We start from the raw sequence: 17,843 nt of genomic DNA, 5'->3' as shown, positions 1-17,843 counted from the left end.
CTTATAATTTTCTTATAATGGGAATCCGTGTGCGCCTATAGACCCCTGATTTTTCCGTAAAATATAGCCTCCAGCATTTACCCCTGAAGATTTGACTTTTGGAGTTGCTTAAAATGTCTAACGAAACTGTCACTTATTCCCTAGAAGCTGTCCTGACAAGGATTGAGGGGAAAATCGACTCTCTGGAAAAACGCCTCGACGAGAAAATCGACTCTCTGGAAAAACGTATTGATGAGAAAATCGACTCTCTGGAAAAACGTATTGATGAGAAAATCGACTCTCTGGAAAACCGTATTGATGAGAGATTTGACAAGGTAGAAGACCGGTTAACTAAAGTAGAAATAGGACAGGCCGAACTCAAGGGAGATATTAAAGCTTTAGACGAAAAAATCAATGGATTAACTGCAAGGGTTGCCTATCAGGAATTCACCGATCGAGGAATTCTGATAGCATTGGTGGTCGCTATTTTAGGAGGTGCCGCTAAACTTTTTGGTTTTTTCCCTAATCCTTAGAAGTTGCCGGTAGCCGTACCTAGTAGATAGGCTCTTCCCCAAAATTTTTCGCTCATTACCCCGATCATTCGTTAGAATAGATTCAGAATTCAAGGATAAAATCTCATCTATGAATCCCGTTGTTTTGGTGCATGGTTTTCTGGACACTACTGCTGTTTTTAAACCGATGAGCGAGTATTTAAACTATCATGGTTGGCAGGTGCATAGTTTTAACCTAATTCCCAATCATGGTTACAAAAAGTTAGAAGTTTTAGCTGGTCAAGTGGAGAATTATATCGAGAAAAACTTTGCTAAAGAGCAGAAAGTAGATCTGATTGGGTTTAGTATGGGAGGATTAATTACCCGCTACTACCTGCAAAGATTGGGAGGAGTGGCAAGAGTGCAACGTTACCTAAATATTTCTGCACCGAATCGAGGCACGTTAACCGCGTATAGTTTACCCTTAGATGGGATTAGACAAATGCAGCCCGGGAGTCAATTTCTAGAGGATTTAAATCAAGATTGTCAACAAATTTTAAATAAAATTAAAACCACAATTATCTGGACTCCCTACGATTTAATGATATTTCCTGCCCATAGTTCCCGTTTATCGGTGGGTAAAGAAATTTCGATTCCCGTATTGCTCCATGCTTGGATGGTCAAAGATAGCAAAGTTTTAACAACAATTAAAGATGCTTTATTAGAATAGAAATACTGGTTGTCTCCAATACCAGAACAAGGTCAAAATATCACCAACAAAAAAGTTAATTATCATCAAAAAAGCTTGACTTATGGTTATAATTGTGCTAATTCAAAAATGAAACGCATCAGCGGCGGACTTCGGGATTTGTATCATTAGAAGATTATTAAACCTCTAGGTTTAATCACTTAAATTAGCAGTTTCTAGCCATTTTTTACCCATTTCAATGGGAATACCGAGGGGAGGACAGAGAATTTTAATTAATTCAATTCCTCCCGTGATTAAAATGTTTCTTAGGTGAGAATTTTTCTTGATTTCTGCGTCAACTTGTGCGACAAAAGTTTGTTTTTCAATTTCGGTATTAGTGGAATAAGTTTGGGTGATTTGGCTGATAAGTTGTTGGATTTCTTGGGCGGCTTCGGCTAAATTTTGGGGTGTGGCGTAATTATGAATAATGCCATCACCTTGTTCAATAATCTGGACGTTTTGGGGTTGAACAATGTTGTATTTAGAGCCTTGAGTATTTTCTGACATAGGTGTTTCTGAAGTTAAGTTATCTATTAAGACTATAGCATCCATAATAGAGAATTGAACAGCGAGATCATTTTCTGCTTCTAAGGCCTGACATAGGAGAGGAATTATTGATTCATCACCCATTTTTCCGAGACATTGAGCGGCTTTTATTCGCATTTGAGCATCGGAATGTTTTAGCCTTTTGGAAAAGGCTTCAATAACTAGCTGTAAATAGTCAGGCTTGAGTGCCATTTTAGGTTAAGGCATAACGAGAACCAATTTTACCGATTGCATCGGTGGCACTGAAACGAACGCTATCTTCTTCATCGGATAAGGCATTGATTAAAGCGGGAATAGCTTCTTCTAGTCCAATTTCACCTAAAGCCTCGGCTGCGTTCCTACGAACATCTTTATTAGAGTCTTCTAAAGCCTTGAGTAACTCTGCAATCGCTGCTTCCGAGCCAATTTTACCCAAAGCCTCGGCTGCGTACATACGAACATACTCATCAGAGTCTTCTAAAGCCTTGAGTAACCCCGGAATGGCTATTTCTGAGCCAATCTTACCCAAAGCCTCGGCTGCGTACATACGAACATACTCATCAGAGTCTTCTAAAGCCTTGAGTAACCCCGGAATGGCTATTTCTGAGCCAATCTTACCCAAAGCCTCGGCTGCTTTGATACGAACATTCCAATGAGAGTCTTCTAAAGCCTTGAGTAACCCCGCAATCGCTGTTTCTGAACCAATCTTACCCAAAGCCTCGGCTGCGTACCCACAAACCTCAAAATAAGAGTCTTCTAAAGCCTTGAGTAACCCCGCAATGGCTGTTTCCGAGCCAATATTACCCAAAGCCTCGGCTGCTTTGATACGAACAAACCCATCAGAGTCTTCTAAAGCCTTGAGTAACCCCGGAATGGCTGTTTCCGAGCCAATTCTCCCCAAAGATTCAGCCGCTTTAGCGCGAATTTCGGGGTGGTTATCATCTAGTTTTTTAGAGAGGGAATTAACGGCGATTTTGGTATATTCATTAATTTTAATCATATTGTTTTCTATTTGGTGATTAGTTGTTAAAAAAATTGATTTTATTTATCAATTTTTGCCCTGAGAAATTCTTCTAATTTCTTCATATCTTCCGGACTAGGAGTCAGGGTAAATCGAGTTACACCTGGTTCAGTTCGCATTCTATCCATATAAATTCTTAAGGCTTCATCATCTTCTCGATGGGAGAGGACATATTTTCTTAATTCGGGGCGAGACATTTGGCAAAAATCAGGTTGATGATTCATCTTCAAACTCCACATTTCCGTTAGTTAATATGATAAAGCTAAGAGTTTCACCTGCTAGTATATAAATCTCCTTGCGTTTTTCATCACAGCGAAATAGATGAATATCGGTATAGAAATTAGACAGGGTTTAACACATTCTAAGGCAAGTAAGCATCTGTTGGGGGGGTGGGTATCATTATTGATGGATTTTTCCTCCAATTTACCAGTTTATCCCTGTGAGAAGTATAGCATCCTACAGTCCTTGAGATTGAGTAGATGATGAGGACGAGGTTTTTGTAGTAGAGTTAGGAATATTTTGACTATCCTCTCCAAAACTGGCTATCTCTGAAAAAGTAATAGGTGTATATCTCACGATTCAGCAAAAACCTATTGATTTAGCAGTTACTAACCGAGTTGTTTTTTAGCATCTTCCCAAGTAATTCTTTGTCCTGATTGATCCTGTTGAATCGCTTCAGATAGGATTTCGGCAAACTCTTTGTCTTCTAAAATATCAAGAGTTTCCAACCAAGATTCAATTTGAGCGTAATTCAGGGCAACCATAATGGGTTGACCTTCTTTGGTAATAATAATAGGTTCGTCAGTCATTTGCTCAGACCATTCAACCAGCTTTTGTCCTGTTTCAGTAATGTTTAGATATTTAGTCATGTCAGCAATTAAAAGTTATCAAAAAAATCGGGTTTAAAACCTCGCCTTTTAAGGCGAAAAGTTTTCGGTATTTCTGCAAATGCGAGACGCACCCGCTTAAGCACAACTACGAACTAGAATCCTGAATCTGTCCATCACCTTTTTCAATAATCTGGACGTTTTTGGCATGGATAGTATATTTAGATTCTGACTTGACTGGAGATTGATTAGATAATTTTTGACCATCCTCTGCAAGTTTAGTTTCTACTGCTTCAATCATAGCTGCAAATTCCGATTGGCGGTGTAAGTCGATATTGAGAGTATTCATATCTTTAAGAATGTTAGTTAGATTATCAATATTGCCCCTGATTTCATCATATAAGTTTACTGTCTCTAGGATACTATTAGTTTTAGCTAAATCAATTTGTTTGTATTTGGCTTGTAGTTTTGCTTTTTCGTCTTCCCAATATTTCAGGTAGTCTATGCGCTCCAAGTCTTTATGAATTCTGGCATCTGGTAAAATAATCGGGAATATTCTTTGATAAAAGTCACCATTTCTGGCAATTTCTACTAATTCAAACATACAGTTTTCTGATTTTAAGTATCTATCGCTGATGACGGCGACGACACATTTCCCCTGTCCAATTTGCCGCATAAAGTTTTTGATGGAGTCTTTATAGCTGGTGTGGGTTTTATCCCGAATAATCTCAATTCCTTTAGCGGCAAATGCTTGGACGAGTTGATTAGCCATTTCGTTGCTGTCTTCCTGCCAGTTGTAGGAGATGTAAACTTGTTGATTCATGGGTTGGGAGAGGGGGTGATAGTATTTAAGTTTGTTTTGAATTGTGTCTAGTGCTTCTATAGCTTTAAAGAGAGTATTGCCATTATTTAATGTGACAAAATCAGGATTTTTCAGGCATTTGATAAGTTCAGTCATCGCTGTTTCTGTGCCAATATTACCCAAGGATGCGGCTGCGTTCCTACGAACATACTCATCAGAGTCTTCCAAAGCCTTGAGTAACCCCGGAATAGCTGTTTCCGAGCCAATTTTACCCAAAGCGAAGGCTGCGTACCAACGAACATCCTCATCAGAGTGTTCTAAAGCCTTGAGTAACCCCGCAATGGCTGTTTCTGAGCCAATTTTACCCAAAGCGAAGGCTGCGTTCCCACGAACACCCTCATCAGAGTGTTCTAAAGCCTTGAGTAACCCCGCAATGGCTGTTTCTGTCTCAATCTCAGTCAAGGCCTCGAGTGCGTTATCAGAGTGTTCTAAAGCCTTGAGTAACTCCGCAATGGCTGTTTCCGAGCCAATCTTAGCCAAAGCGAAGGCTGCGTTCCCACGAACAGACTCATCAGAATCTTTTAAAGCCTTGAGTAACCCCGCAATGGCTGTTTCTGAGCCAATATTACCCAAAGCTAAGGCTGCGTTCCTACGAACATACTCATCAGAGTCTTCTAAAGCTTTGAGTAACCCCAGAATCGCTGTTTCCGAGCCAATTTTACCCAAAGCTAAGGCTGCGCGCCTACGAACATCGCTATTAGAGTCTTCTAAAGCCTTGAGTAACTCCGCAATGGCTGTTTCTGGGCTAATATTACCTAAAACGGAGGCTGCGTTCCTACGAACAACCCCATCAGAGTCTTTTAAAGCTTGACTTAACTGATTAACAACTTCATTAGACTTTGTTAATCCCAATAACTCCACCTTAAACCGTTTTGGTACATCCAACCCAAGCACTAACCCCACTGTCTGCTTTTGAAACTCAAAGTTGACTTCTCCTGCTAACCTCGCTCCTAATTTTAAATCAATCTCTAACCCTAACTTAACCACCCGTTTTGCTTGGGTTTCATTATCCAATAACCCCAACAGCAACGCCATAGGTTCCGTCCATTTGAGATAATTCAAATAGTCCCACTGTAACTGCTCATCACTGAGATGGGGTAACTTTTTCTTTAATTCCTCAGCCGTGTAATATTCTTGAATCAGTTGGTGGCGAAAAGCGATTTTATCATTACCTTCTAGGTGAATTAGATGATATTTCAGTAAATCCTTTAACCACTGCTTACTGTAATATTCTGGGAATCCTTTATTTTTGATAAATTTGCTTAATTCTTCCTCTGCTTCTGTTCGGGAAATAGCCACCTGAATCTCAGTTTTTGACTCCCCTTGGGTCATTTTCCAAGCTAACACTTGCAGCAATTCTCGCCACCAATCCCGGGATTCTTGGTAAGTAGAAACATCTGCTTTTAATTTGTGGTGATAAACTTTTTCAGTAAAATGTCGAAAAACTAAGCCTAAATTAGCAGGAATTTGGCTTTTCTCATTAAAAACTTCACATAACATCCACAAAAGCAGGGGGGTTTCTCCCAATTCCTTGAGACGATTTCCCAACTGTTTAAGCATTTCTTCGCCTTTTTCAGGCAAATAGGTCTTGACAAAATCTTCCATCTGTCGTCCAGTCAGGGGGAGCATTTCCAGCTTTTTTTCAATGTTTAAGTCGTCGCTGCCTAAATCCCTTGTGGTGAAAATCATCGAAATTTCTGCATACTGCTGGCGAAAGTTTTTTAAATTCTGTCGTGCAGTATCTGAGGGCAATTCATTGATACCATCAAATAATAATAATGGTCTAAAATTCTGATTTTCTAACAGCCAACTTTCTAGGGTATTACTATCAATAATTAATTTATGGCGTTTCAGGAATTGTAAAATTAAATCAAGAATTGAGGTTTCATACAAGCGTAATTCGATGAGAATGGGAATTTGAATGATTTTAGCTTGATTTTGTTGATTTAGGCGCAAGCTTTGCACCGCTACGGATTCTTCTAATAATAATCTGGCTAAAGCGGTCGATTTTCCTGAACCGGGACGACCTTTTAAAAGAACGTGATTAGTTGCATACTTGCGTAAACCATCTAAAACAGTGAATCTTTCGTTTTTTTCTGGTCTTTCTGGTCTTTCTTGTCGGTTTTGTGGTTCTTTTTCAATCGTCTGTACCCACAAATCCCTTAGCAAAGGTGCAGTTTTCGACGGGCGTGTTTTTCTCTCTACGTCCGTGAGGGTGTAAAATGTCTCCCACTGGGCGTACTTTTCCGAGTCCGAGATTGATTTGAGATAGGGAGTCCAGTCAATCATTTATCTTGCTAAAACCGTGAATCTTTCGGTTTTTTCCGGTCTTTCTGGTCTTTCTTGTGGGTTTTGTGGTTCTTTTTCAATCGTCTGTACCCACAAATCCATTAAAGGTGCAGTTTTCGACGGGCGTGTTTTTCTCTCTACGTCCGTGAGGGTGTAAAATGTCTCCCACTGGGCGTACTTTTCCGAGATTGATTTGAGATAGGGAGTCCAGTCAATCATTTATCTTGTAGCGAACCCCCTGCAATCAAGGGAAATCTGGCGGGTGTTCACCCAGTTTAACCCACATTACCCTAGCCCGAACCAAGGCGGTACGATTCATCTGTAAGGCTGCGATTGTAGCTCGACCAATCGCTGTTAATCCCCTCATTTCCGTCCCGCTCTCACTCCAAGCAAAATGTTCCCCCCAAACTTGCGACTGGGGATGAAACAATGCAACTATTTCTTCACTTTCTGGATCGATAGCAGTCTGGCGATCGCCCTTATAACGATTACAAGATGGACAGGCAAAACAAAGATTCTCAAACACCGTCTCCCCAGCTGCTGCAAGAGGGCGAATATGTTCAAATTCAAACGTCATCGCCGTTAGGAATTCTGCTGTCCGGCAATAGGCACAGCAATCACCAAAGCGAGTGCGAATTTGTCGCTGTAACCCCATCCGAATATAAACACTCACGCTGCTGTCGTACCTTGTTCCAAGCACTTTAGCGTATATCTGGCACGAGTTTTAAGAATTGTTAATTGATCTGTTTTTGCCAACAACTCATCTAACTCAGCTACTTCATCAGCGCAGAGTAAAGATTCTGCATTTCTCGTCACTAAATCATCTAAACGGGTTTGCTCTACTAGGGACAATTGACAACTTGCCAGCGCTTTTAATTCATCCACACTCAAACCAATCAAACAATCTTCATCGAGTCCTAATGAATTGGCAAATCGAGAATAGGTGTTCCAGTCTAATAAAACCCCAACTCGTTCCCCTTGCTCATTTGTTAAGTATTCTACTGGCTTGGACATATTAGAAACACTCACAATACAATATAATCCTATTTTAGTAATTAATTCCAGAAAATGCCATCGATCGCCGATAAGGTTATCTTATTTTTGTTTTCCTAATTGTTGGCTTTTCTAAAAAGTTGAAAAAGTACGGGCGAAGCATTCGGATAGAAAATCTCTGGTTTCAGCGATAGGTTATTGTCCGAATGCTTCGCCCCTACAGGACGCAATTGCCGATAAGGTTATCCTATTTTTGTTTTCCTAATTGTTGGGCCTTATAAAAAGTTTCTAAACTGTGACTATCCCCGACAAAACGCCAGTGCCAAGGTTCATAATTAATACCCTGGGGATTATTTTCAGGGAAAGATAACTCGAAACTATACTGGGCAGCGTTATTTTGCAACCAACGAAAAGCGGCAGTATTAGCAAAACTGCTACTTAAATTAGTTGCGGGAGCGCGACCATCGCCAATATCGATCGCATAACCGGTATGATGTTCGCTGTAACCCGGAGGTGCGCTCACTTCTGCTCGTTTGCGGGTTTGCTGATTGCGTTGTTTTTTAACTTCAAAAAAGAGCTTTTCTTGGGTTGCTTTCGATCGAAATGCGGAAATCGGCATTAAAATCACCCCCGACCTTCTCGCGTCACTCTGCATCTGGATAAAAGCCTTGGCTGCTGCCTTCCTTAAACGCATACCACCATCCCCAGTAATAGGGGCTAATTCCGTCTCCGGGGCCTCTTGATAGGGTAAATGACCTAGAATGTTCTCAATGGGGCTAGGAGTGGCTTTAATCAGGGGGGAGGGGTTAACCGGTTTTTTTACGGTAGCAGGGGGACGATTCAAGACTGCTATGGCAATTAGGCCAGTTCCCACCAGAGCAAGTAAACCGCTTGCGATCGCTATGAGACCATTAGGATTAGTAGTTTTTCTGTACTGGTTGTCCCGCAAAGCTTCGGGAATATCATCGATCGGTTTCACGGTTTACTTGCCCTCCTGCACGATAATTACATTATTCCCCGGCCACTCCATCTTGACGAGCAGCCTGTTGAACGGCGGCGGCCACAGCCGTAACTACACGACCATCAAAAACCGAGGGAATAATATTCTCTCGATCGAGATTAGCAGGAGTGATCAAAGAAGCGATCGCTTTGGCCGCTTCCAGATACATATTATCGGTGATTGCCCTAGCGCGACAGTCCAGGGCCCCGCGAAATAATCCGGGGAAAGCGAGAACATTGTTGATCTGATTGGGATAATCGCTGCGTCCGGTAGCCACCACGGCCACTAAATCATTGATTAATTCCGGTTGAATTTCGGGAATGGGATTAGCCATGGCAAACACGATCGCATTTTTAGCCATTCCCTTAACCATTTCGGGAGTCAATACCCCCGGTGCGCTCACCCCCAGGAAGACATCAGCGCCTTTGAGAGCATCCCCTAGCTTACCACTGGCGGCCACGGCCCAAGCTTGTTTTTCTGGGGTTAAATCGTCCCGGTTTTGGGAGAGGATACCATGGGAATCACAGAGGATTATATCTGTGGCTCCTGCGGTTTTAAAGAGGGTAGCGATGGCGATTCCCGCTGCACCTGCACCATTAATGACGATTTTGACTGTATCAAGCGATTTTTTGACAAATTTGAGGGCATTAATCAGGGCAGCCAGGGAAACGATCGCTGTACCGTGTTGATCATCGTGGAAAACGGGAATATTTAATTCCGCTCGCAGACGTTTCTCGATTTCAAAACAGCGTGGAGCGCCGATATCCTCTAGGTTAATACCCCCAAAAACCGGAGCGATTCTTTTGACGGTTGCGATGATTTCTTCGGGGTCCTGGGTGGCTAAACAGATGGGAAAAGCATCAATTCCGGCGAATTCCTTGAATAACATCGCTTTCCCTTCCATGACTGGCAAGGCAGCCTCTGGCCCGAGATTTCCTAATCCTAATACCGCGCTACCATCGGTAACTACAGCGACGGTGTTGCCCTTGATGGTCAATGAGTACACTTGTTCGGGGTCATGGGCGATAGCGGTGCAGATGCGACCAACTCCGGGGGTGTAGGCCATGGCCAGGTCATCTTGGGAGGTGAGGGGAATACGACTTTCAATGGAGATTTTACCCCGACGATGGAGATCGAAGGTGCGATCGGAAACTTTCAGGAGTTTAACATCCGGTAGAGCTTTAACTGCGGCGATAATCTGTTCCGCTTGGTCGGTACTAGCGGCATCAACCATAATCTCGCGGGTGCTAATCTTTAAATTGCGTTCGATTAGAGAAATTTGCCCTAAATTCCCCCCCACATCGGCGATCGCATTGAGGACAGAAGCGAAGGTTCCCGCTTGATTGGGGATTTCTATCTTGAGACTTAAACTATAGCTAGGATTGGGCGTTAAATGAACCATGCTGAAGGCTTCCAATACTGATAAATATTGATTATCTTCTATCTGTGAGGGACTTTGGTATCTAATCGCGCAGTTTCTTTAGCTATTAGGGTCTCTCTGGGCCTAATACCAGGGGAGCGGGGTGTGGGGTGTGGGGTGTGGGGTGTGGGGAGATGGCAAATTAGGTTAGACTTCATCTTAATGAGAAAGACTGTAAATATGACTAGAGAATTATATCCAGCGATCGATCCCTATGGTACTGGTTACTTAAAAGTATCGGCTCTCCACACAATTTATTATGAAGAAGTGGGCAATCCCCAGGGTAAACCGGTAGTATTTCTCCATGGCGGGCCCGGAGGTGGTATTGAGGGGATTTATCGTCAGTATTTCGATCCGCAGAAATGGAGAATTGTCCTTTTTGATCAACGGGGTTGCGGTAAAAGTACCCCTCACGCTGAGTTAAGAGAAAATAACACCTGGCTGTTAGTGGCAGATATCGAAAAACTACGAGAATTATTAAAAATCGAGCGCTGGGTAGTTTTTGGCGGTAGTTGGGGAAGTACCCTATCTTTAGCCTACAGTCAAACCCATCCCGAACGCTGTTTAGGCTTAATTTTGCGCGGAATTTTTCTACTGCGAGAAAAAGAATTAAAATGGTTTTATCAAGAGGGAACCAGTTATATTTTTCCCGATATTTGGCAGAATTATTTAGCACCTATTCCCCCGGAGGAAAGGGGAGATTTGCTGACAGCTTATTATCGGCGCCTGACTAGCGATAACCCCCAAATCCGTCTAGAAGCTGCCAAAGCTTGGTCAATTTGGGAGGGAAGTACCAGCAAATTAATTCCTGCGGACAATTTAATCGAGAGATTCGGTCAGGATAATTTTGCCGAAGCTTTTGCACGCATTGAATGCCATTATTTTGTCAATAAGGGTTTTTTAGAAACGGATAACCAACTGATCGAAAATGTTGATAAAATCCGCCATATTCCCGCGGTTATCGTGCAAGGACGTTATGACATTGTTTGTCCGATTATTTCTGCTTGGGAATTACATCAAGCTTGGCCGGAAGCGGAATTGATCATTGTTGCCGATGCGGGACATTCGATGACAGAAGTGGGAATTCGTAGTGCTTTAATTGAGGCTACCGATAAATTTGCTCATTTATAGATAAGCTAGTTATCGTGATTATTTTGCCAAATTTCTTTGTAGGCTTTTTCCATATCTATGGTAAATTTTTTGGCATTCCAGAGGGGAGATGTATGACGAGATTGACGTAATTGATAACGAATTTCTTCCCGCAAATTTTGATCTAATCCTAACTTAATTCCCCACTGCACATATTCTTCATCACTCCAAGCTATACCCTGACTAATGCCGGCATTAATACCAATAATGACTAATTTCTAGGGGTTCTCTTTCTATCAGTTCTTCGTAAAACTGGCTAACTTGCCAGAAATCCCCTTGGATAATTGCCGATTCAACTTGGGAATGCCAAGACATAAGTATTTATCCTTAAGTGTCTCTACTAGCGTACCCAAATAGAAGCAAAATTTTTCTATATAAGTAAAATTTATCAGTTGCTCAGGGGTTGGGTTTTGGGGTGGTCACTGCGTGCGCGTTGCGCGGGGGGTTTTGGGGTGTTAGGGTTTTGGGGTGTTCGGATTTTAGTTGAAATTCCCCATTCCCCCATTCCCCCACGTCCCCCCCCCGTCCCCACTTCCCCACTTCCCCCACTTCCCACTCTCTACCCAGTTTCAACGCGTCCCAGCTTACCATCAATCTCAGCCAAGAGTCAGTTTTTTGAAAGATTTTCTAAATAAACCAATAAATCGGCCATAGCTTGAGGATCAGGCTGAAATTTCGGCATTGGCGGGGTTTTACCGCTAATTACCTGTTCAATCAGACTAATTCTCGATTTTCGATGGGAAACGTCCTCTAAACTTGGTCCAACGATACCATCAGCAAACTGACCGTGACAAGCAGCACAGTTAATTTGAAAGATTTCGTAACCGCGACTGACATTACCTTGTAGGGATAACACCTCTTTAATGTAGGGATCCGACATCTTAGCCAGATTAAAGGTGATTAAATAGGTGCTAATCAGGAACAAAACCACGATTATAACCATTGAGAATCGATAAAGCCCGAATTTTGGTTTAAGTAACTGACTATTCACGAAGGCCGCCAAAGGAAAGATGAGTTTCTCTTTACATTTTGCAACTTTTTGCCCGAAAATTCCACCACCGCTGCTAGAGATAGGGAAATGGGGAATAATATAAGGCAAAAGTACATCTTTTTCTAACCCTCTAGCAATGAACCTATTAACCAGACTGGAAGATTGGCCCTATATTATCCTACCTATCACCATCGTCCTCAGTTTCCTGCTGTTGGGATGGCTCGTAGAAAAGCGCGTTGTCAGTCAACTTTTATCGATTGCCAGAGAAAAAAACCTGCGTTTCTCGGAAGGGGTTTTACGTTCCCTTCGTGGATTAAGCATACTTTGGTTCGGACTTTTGGGTTTAAATATTGCCCTCTCCCTTCCCAATCTTCCCCTCTTTCCCTACCTGATTCTCCTGAGCAAAAAATTGCTGCTAGTGGCTTTTTTAGCTTCGGCTACTTGGGTTATTGCTCAATTATCCGTGGAAATATTACGATTTTATACCACGGGAGATGATGGCATTTCTTCCCTAACTTCCCTATTTGAATTTCTCGCCAAAGTTCTGATTTTTAGCTGCGGTTTTTTGCTTATTTTAAGCTCGATTGGCATTTCGATCACTCCGATGCTTACTGCCTTTGGTATTGGGGGCGTCTCCCTCGGTTTAGCTCTCCAAAATACCCTAGCTAATTTAATGTCAGGGATTAATATTATCACTTCTAAAAAAGTTAGACCGGGAGATTATATTGAACTGAGAACTGGAGAAGCTGGTTATGTGCGAGATGTGGATTTAAGATGCACAGTCATCGAAGAAATTACCAATAATCTTTTAGTTATTCCCAATGCTCAGATCATTTCTTCTAGTTTCCGTAACTATAGTTTACCGGATAACTCCCTACTGATTCCCGTGGAAGTGGGCATTAGTTACGATAGTGACTTAGAAAAAGTCGAAAAAGTTACCCTAGAAGTTATGCAAGAAATCGCCCAGTTATTGCAACCTCAACTCGGTGACTATCAACCCTTTATTCGTTATCATAAATTCGATTACTATAGCATTGTGCTGACGGTTTATCTCAAGGTGGTAGAAGAGGAGTTTTTTCAACACCTCACCATTAAACACGAATTTATTAAACTCCTACACCGACGCTATCAGCAAGAAGGAATTAAAATTCCCTATCCGATTTTTTTTCCCTATCCCCCCACTAATCCCCCTAGTTAATCTCAATTTGCTATGGCAACCAAAAATTTCAATGCCCGGGCAGCTTATAACTGATAATTCTCCTCAAAAAACTTACGGGTCATCGGTTGAGCAACTTCAAGACCGTGGCCTTCTCCTAGCAATTCTAGGGGTTTTCCTTCCACTTGAATCCAGACTTTAGCATTGGGATCTTTGCCGGTAGTAGTATAGATGATTTGTGCCAAACGACCGATCAACATATCAGGTCCATCATCATTGCCAAACTCCCGCGAGAGATTAATCTTAATTCCCGTTTTATCTACTTTTAAATCAAGTAATTTAGTCCCGGGGGGAATAGTAGTCATATCCTGAGGATTGCTTGGACCAGCTAATAGAATCTTCAATACTGCTGTTAACTCTCCCTCGCGGCTATCCGCTTTTTGAACGGTAATTTCTTGGCTGACTAATTGATTACCCGTATCGGTCACTTTTAACCAATAAACCTGTCGAGTTTCCCTAACAGGAATAGCTGCAGGAGTTGCTGTCGGACTTGTCTTCACTGGACCAGGAGAAAGCGGTTCAACAATTGGTGATTGACTTATCGGCACCGGACTGGGAGATTCAATCGGGTTTTCACTGGTTTTCTGGGAGGAAGATAGGTGATGGACGGCAAACCAAGCAGTGGCCCCACCAGCAGTAAATAAAGCGAGGCCGATACCAATTATCCAAGGCAAAGAGATTTTATCACTAGAGCGAGAACTAGGCATAATTCAGTTATCAGTTATCAGTTATCAGTTATCAGTTATCAGTTATCAGTTATCAGTTATCAGTTATCAGTTATCAGTTATCAGTTATCAGTTATCAGTTATCAGTTATCAGTTATCAGTTATCAGTCGAACGCTTTTATTCTCCCCCCGCAACGCGCACGAAGTGGTCTCCCTACTTCCCCACCACCCCACTTCATAATTCATAATTCATAATTCCCACTTCGGATCTCCTGTTTTCCGACCGTTAAATTTAATTGGGGTTCCCCGATCGAGGTTCAATTCTGCCAAAGGCGGCTATACTCAGCTTATCATCGTCGATCTGCAATTGTAGAAGGCGGGCGATAATTCCTTGTTTCTCGAAGTTTTTTAAATCTAACTGAGTGGATATACCCTCGGCAAACCCTTTGAGAAGGCGCGAGGAGATGCGACGACCATTAAGAGTGGCTGTGGGGTCAATAAGCTCGATTTTTCGCCCCTGCACTAGCTTAAATCCCACTTCTAGGCTAAGATCGAGGCTGGCTGCCGGGCCGTCCGGTCTTTGGGTCTCCAGCTGCAGGCTGAGGGCAACTCGATTATTATTAAGAAAGTTAAAATTTGCTTGACTAAATTGATATTTTGTGCTGCCCAATTCTTCCCTAGAGGGAATCAGATTATTAATCAGGGTCTGAATTGGTTCTTTGACCGCTGCCGATTGTAAAGCTTGATTAACATTAGTTTCCGTGAGGACAAGATGCAACGCCCCCGCAGCCGGTCGGCGCAGAGCGGCGGCTAAATTGCCGTTTTTTTGCTGTAATCGCCGCAAATCGAGGCTAATTGGCTCAGTTTCTAGCTCGATCTTCTCAATGCGAACATCAGCAAGGGGATAAATTCCCCGTGCAGAAATGCGAACTCGATCGATTTTGCCTTGCAGAGCCTGATAATTGGGAGTGTTATCGACTCTCACGGCTAATTGTTCCACTTTTTCCACTTGCGAGCGAAGGGTATCGGCTAAAACCCGATCGATAATTGCCCCTGCGGGAGTTAACAGGGTCAAAACACTAGCGAGAGTGATTGTTAGCCATTCCATCGCTCAACTACATCCATCCGGCTAAATTTTGCCAAGCATTAGTCAAAAGCTGACTTAACCAACGTCGCTGCACTTGATCTAAAATCGGGTCTTCTGCGAGAATTTCTTCAGTCAGATCATCTAGAGATTGACCCTGAGCGCGGGCCATTCTAATAATTCCCGCAATCACAGCAGCGATCATCTCCTCATCGACGGGACGCTGTCGGAGGGCGGCAATTTCTTCGGGGGTAGTCGGGATAGGATAATTCATAATCAGATGGTCCTGGCTGTGTATTAATCTAGATATGTAAAGTTTTTTTAACTTTTTTCAGAAAACTTTTTGTGTAGTCTAGCGTAATCAGACGATTTTTGGGTGTAATAGCTAAATCAAGATGAGAGAAATCCTTTACAGAGAAATTCCGACTCCCGACTCGATCGCCGTTTGTCAGTGGTTACAATCCGATTGGCAACCTGCCAGCGGTGTCAAGACAAATACACCTAACGGGGTGAGATTGCGCTTATCGGAGGCGATCGAATTGTCGATCTTTGTCTGGACGCTGCAACGGACTACTTATTTAAAAGTTTTCCGCTGGGGTCAGCGATCGCATAATCAAGAAACATCCCTGACTCAGCAGCTTGATCGAGCTTTACAAAAGCGTTTCCCGCCGCAGTATAACACGATACCAAACATCGATCAAAAAAATCACTCAATTTTTACAGATTTAGAAGCGGACTACCCCCTAACGGTTCACTACTTCCGCAAAATGCCCCAAGGGGAGGCGGACTTAGGACGCTTGTACTGGTGGGAAAAACGTTGGCGCGACAGTGCCAAAAATCCCCAACAACCGCAGCCGGTAATTTTCTCCAGCAGTGAGGAAAATGAGCATCCCATCGCCTACGACTTAATTTATATTGGTGGTGCCTTGGGGGCAATTCATGCGGCACAGATGGCCAAATTAGGTTATCGAGTCCTCCTAGTAGAAAGACTGCCTTTCGGACGGATGAATCGGGAATGGAATATCTCTCGATCGGAGTTTCAAAGTTTAATTAATTTAGGCCTATTTACCGCCGAGGAATTCGAGGAATTAATCTTCCAAGAATACCTCGATGGCTTTAATAAGTTTTTTGATGGCAATAATCCCCCCCATCTAAAAGCCCAAATTCTCCATACTCCCACGGTTTTAAATATCGCCATTAATTCCGATCAATTGCTGCAATCCTGCGGTAAAAAAATACAGAATCATGGCGGTAAAATTCTCGATCAAACGGAATTTATCAAGGCTGATATTACCGCCAATAGTGTTACTATCACCATCAATCATGGTGGAGAAATTCAACAGATCAAAGGCCGTTTATTGATTGATGCTATGGGTTCCGCCTCTCCCATCGCTTGGCAATTAAACGGAGTGCGTGCCTTTGATAGTGTCTGTCCGACGGTGGGGGCAGTAGTAGAAGGATTCGAGCCAGTGGTGTGGGATTCTCACTATGGCGATGTCTTAAATTCCCATGGCGATATTTCTAAAGGCAGACAACTTATTTGGGAATTGTTTCCGGGGGAAGGAAAAGAATTAACTTTCTATCTATTTCACTATCATCAAGTCCATCCCGATAACCCCGGTTCTCTGTTGGAAATGTACGAAGATTTCTTTACTATTCTGCCAGAATATCGACAGTGTGACCCAGAAAAATTAACTTGGAAAAAACCAACTTTTGGTTATATACCAGGGCATTTCAGCACAGGAAAAAAAGATCGAATTGTCTCCTTTGACCGCATTTTGGCCATCGGTGATGCCGCCTCCCTGCAATCACCCTTAATCTTTACTGGATTCGGTTCTTTGGTGCGTAATTTAGAGCGCTTAACCCATCTTTTGGATACCGCATTGAAACACGATTTACTAACAGCTAAAGACCTAGAAAATGTGCGGGCCTATCAAAGTAATGTGGCGGTAACTTGGTTATTTTCTAAAGGAATGATGGTTCCCACAGGAAAAACCTTACCACCCCAAAGAATTAACGCCATGTTAAACACATTTTTCGGTTTATTGGCCGACGAACCGCCGGAGGTTTCCGAAACCTTTATTAAGGATAAAACCGATTGGTTAACCTTTAGCCGTTTAGCAATTAAAGCGGCCAGAAAAAACCCCGCTTTACTGTTATGGATAGCAGAAATGGCCGGCAGTCAGGATTTAATTCGTTGGTTGGGTTCCTATCTCGATTTTAGCCTTGATGGAGTCAAAAATCTGCTTTTTGGTTCCTGGTTTCCCCAATGGTTAAAAAACTCGCAAAGTTGGCTAGAAAAGGACAATCCTCGCCTCTGGTTAAAGCTATTGAGTTTTAATTATGGACTAAGACATTAAGTAGGGGCTCTTCTAGGTTCTGTGTGATAAGTTTAATTGACATAGGATCGATCGATCTTTGTGTCCTTTGTGTCTTTGTGGTTCGTTCCACCCCCTCGCTCTTGAGAAATGTATCTTAGAATACATTTTACCCACCAAAGCTGGGAGAGCCAAGTAGGAGACTCCGAGACAGCTATCAGGGATCAGATTTGAGTTTTTAACTCACTGTTTGTGGAGTTAAGAA

At 42.5% G+C, this 17,843-nt stretch carries 21 protein-coding genes and 1 pseudogene; 6 read left to right on the top strand and 16 right to left on the bottom strand.

The window, feature by feature from the left end; all coding sequences use genetic code 11:
• The first annotated feature begins 113 nt into the window (after nucleotides 1-113).
• Nucleotides 114-512, top strand: coding sequence for a DUF4164 domain-containing protein (locus tag B5D77_RS19575; RefSeq protein WP_106909476.1), 399 nt, complete (start codon nucleotides 114-116; stop codon nucleotides 510-512).
• Between the two features lie 109 nt (nucleotides 513-621).
• On the top strand, nucleotides 622-1,200 hold the full coding sequence (locus tag B5D77_RS19570) for a triacylglycerol lipase (protein ID WP_106909475.1): 579 nt from the start codon (nucleotides 622-624) through the stop codon (nucleotides 1,198-1,200).
• Between the two features lie 171 nt (nucleotides 1,201-1,371).
• On the opposite strand, the gene B5D77_RS19565 is transcribed toward B5D77_RS19570, so the two are convergent.
• The 11 genes from B5D77_RS19565 to B5D77_RS19520 form a co-directional block, all read right to left on the bottom strand.
• Complete coding sequence (locus tag B5D77_RS19565; protein WP_106909474.1) at nucleotides 1,372-1,956, bottom strand: HEAT repeat domain-containing protein; 585 nt, start codon at nucleotides 1,954-1,956, stop codon at nucleotides 1,372-1,374.
• Nucleotide 1,957: 1 nt separating this feature from the next.
• The gene (locus B5D77_RS19560; protein ID WP_106909473.1) at nucleotides 1,958-2,743 is read right to left on the bottom strand and encodes a HEAT repeat domain-containing protein; all 786 of its coding nucleotides are present in this window, start codon (nucleotides 2,741-2,743) and stop codon (nucleotides 1,958-1,960) included.
• 41 nt (nucleotides 2,744-2,784) lie between these two features.
• Nucleotides 2,785-2,988, bottom strand: coding sequence for a hypothetical protein (locus B5D77_RS19555; RefSeq protein WP_002760296.1), 204 nt, complete (start codon nucleotides 2,986-2,988; stop codon nucleotides 2,785-2,787).
• The gene (locus tag B5D77_RS28190; RefSeq protein WP_371413466.1) at nucleotides 2,972-3,112 is read right to left on the bottom strand and encodes a hypothetical protein; all 141 of its coding nucleotides are present in this window, start codon (nucleotides 3,110-3,112) and stop codon (nucleotides 2,972-2,974) included. The genes B5D77_RS19555 and B5D77_RS28190 overlap by 17 nt, the downstream gene beginning before the upstream one ends.
• A gap of 260 nt (nucleotides 3,113-3,372) precedes the next feature.
• Nucleotides 3,373-3,633: a type II toxin-antitoxin system Phd/YefM family antitoxin gene (locus B5D77_RS19550; RefSeq protein WP_106909472.1), complete on the bottom strand. Its 261-nt coding sequence runs from the start codon at nucleotides 3,631-3,633 to the stop codon at nucleotides 3,373-3,375.
• 106 nt (nucleotides 3,634-3,739) lie between these two features.
• Nucleotides 3,740-6,742, bottom strand: coding sequence for a HEAT repeat domain-containing protein (locus B5D77_RS19545; RefSeq protein WP_106909471.1), 3,003 nt, complete (start codon nucleotides 6,740-6,742; stop codon nucleotides 3,740-3,742).
• A complete protein-coding gene (locus tag B5D77_RS19540; RefSeq protein WP_106909470.1) occupies nucleotides 6,743-6,961 on the bottom strand; it encodes a hypothetical protein in 219 nt (72 codons plus the stop codon). It lies immediately after the preceding gene.
• 25 nt (nucleotides 6,962-6,986) lie between these two features.
• Nucleotides 6,987-7,415 (bottom strand): HNH endonuclease, encoded by a 429-nt coding sequence (locus tag B5D77_RS19535; RefSeq protein WP_106909469.1) that lies wholly within the window; start codon nucleotides 7,413-7,415, stop codon nucleotides 6,987-6,989.
• Entirely contained in the window at nucleotides 7,412-7,756 is a 345-nt protein-coding gene (locus B5D77_RS19530; protein WP_002754005.1) for a hypothetical protein, read from the bottom strand. Before B5D77_RS19530 ends, B5D77_RS19535 begins: the two co-directional genes overlap by 4 nt.
• Before the next feature lie 226 nt (nucleotides 7,757-7,982).
• Nucleotides 7,983-8,714 (bottom strand): D-alanyl-D-alanine carboxypeptidase family protein, encoded by a 732-nt coding sequence (locus B5D77_RS19525; protein WP_106909468.1) that lies wholly within the window; start codon nucleotides 8,712-8,714, stop codon nucleotides 7,983-7,985.
• A gap of 31 nt (nucleotides 8,715-8,745) precedes the next feature.
• Nucleotides 8,746-10,137, bottom strand: coding sequence for an NAD-dependent malic enzyme (locus B5D77_RS19520; RefSeq protein ID WP_008197030.1), 1,392 nt, complete (start codon nucleotides 10,135-10,137; stop codon nucleotides 8,746-8,748).
• Between the two features lie 198 nt (nucleotides 10,138-10,335).
• Between B5D77_RS19520 and pip the strand changes: the two genes are divergently transcribed.
• Complete coding sequence (gene pip, locus B5D77_RS19515; RefSeq protein ID WP_106909467.1) at nucleotides 10,336-11,286, top strand: prolyl aminopeptidase; 951 nt, start codon at nucleotides 10,336-10,338, stop codon at nucleotides 11,284-11,286.
• Nucleotides 11,287-11,291: 5 nt separating this feature from the next.
• Here the strand turns inward: pip and B5D77_RS19510 are convergent.
• A pseudogene (locus B5D77_RS19510) lies at nucleotides 11,292-11,501 on the bottom strand (hypothetical protein); the annotation flags it as partial.
• Nucleotides 11,502-11,911: 410 nt separating this feature from the next.
• A complete protein-coding gene (locus B5D77_RS19500) occupies nucleotides 11,912-12,247 on the bottom strand; it encodes a cytochrome c (RefSeq protein WP_008197037.1) in 336 nt (111 codons plus the stop codon).
• A gap of 184 nt (nucleotides 12,248-12,431) precedes the next feature.
• On the opposite strand from B5D77_RS19500, the gene B5D77_RS19495 reads away from it, so the two are divergent.
• Complete coding sequence (locus tag B5D77_RS19495) at nucleotides 12,432-13,493, top strand: mechanosensitive ion channel family protein (protein ID WP_106909464.1); 1,062 nt, start codon at nucleotides 12,432-12,434, stop codon at nucleotides 13,491-13,493.
• A 44-nt stretch (nucleotides 13,494-13,537) separates the two neighbouring features.
• Here B5D77_RS19495 and B5D77_RS19490 read toward each other — a convergent pair whose 3' ends face one another.
• Nucleotides 13,538-14,218 carry a GerMN domain-containing protein gene (locus tag B5D77_RS19490; protein WP_106909463.1) on the bottom strand — a complete coding sequence of 227 codons (681 nt, stop codon included), beginning with the start codon at nucleotides 14,216-14,218 and terminating at the stop codon, nucleotides 13,538-13,540.
• Here B5D77_RS19490 and B5D77_RS26310 point away from each other — a divergent pair.
• Nucleotides 14,133-14,417 (top strand): hypothetical protein, encoded by a 285-nt coding sequence (locus B5D77_RS26310; protein WP_173915173.1) that lies wholly within the window; start codon nucleotides 14,133-14,135, stop codon nucleotides 14,415-14,417. The two genes, B5D77_RS19490 and B5D77_RS26310, sit on opposite strands and share 86 nt — an antisense overlap.
• Before the next feature lie 51 nt (nucleotides 14,418-14,468).
• On the opposite strand, the gene B5D77_RS19485 is transcribed toward B5D77_RS26310, so the two are convergent.
• A complete protein-coding gene (locus B5D77_RS19485; protein WP_008197044.1) occupies nucleotides 14,469-15,284 on the bottom strand; it encodes a DUF2993 domain-containing protein in 816 nt (271 codons plus the stop codon).
• 7 nt (nucleotides 15,285-15,291) lie between these two features.
• Nucleotides 15,292-15,534 carry a hypothetical protein gene (locus tag B5D77_RS19480; protein WP_008197045.1) on the bottom strand — a complete coding sequence of 81 codons (243 nt, stop codon included), beginning with the start codon at nucleotides 15,532-15,534 and terminating at the stop codon, nucleotides 15,292-15,294.
• Between the two features lie 121 nt (nucleotides 15,535-15,655).
• Between B5D77_RS19480 and B5D77_RS19475 the strand changes: the two genes are divergently transcribed.
• Entirely contained in the window at nucleotides 15,656-17,620 is a 1,965-nt protein-coding gene (locus B5D77_RS19475; RefSeq protein WP_008197047.1) for a hypothetical protein, read from the top strand.
• Nucleotides 17,621-17,843 lie beyond the last annotated feature (223 nt).

Origin of the sequence: Microcystis sp. MC19 (assembly GCF_003019735.1) — a bacterium.
Lineage (GTDB): Bacteria > Cyanobacteriota > Cyanobacteriia > Cyanobacteriales > Microcystaceae > Microcystis.
Note: the sequence above shows the minus strand (reverse complement) of the source record. Positions and strands in the feature narration are given on the sequence as shown.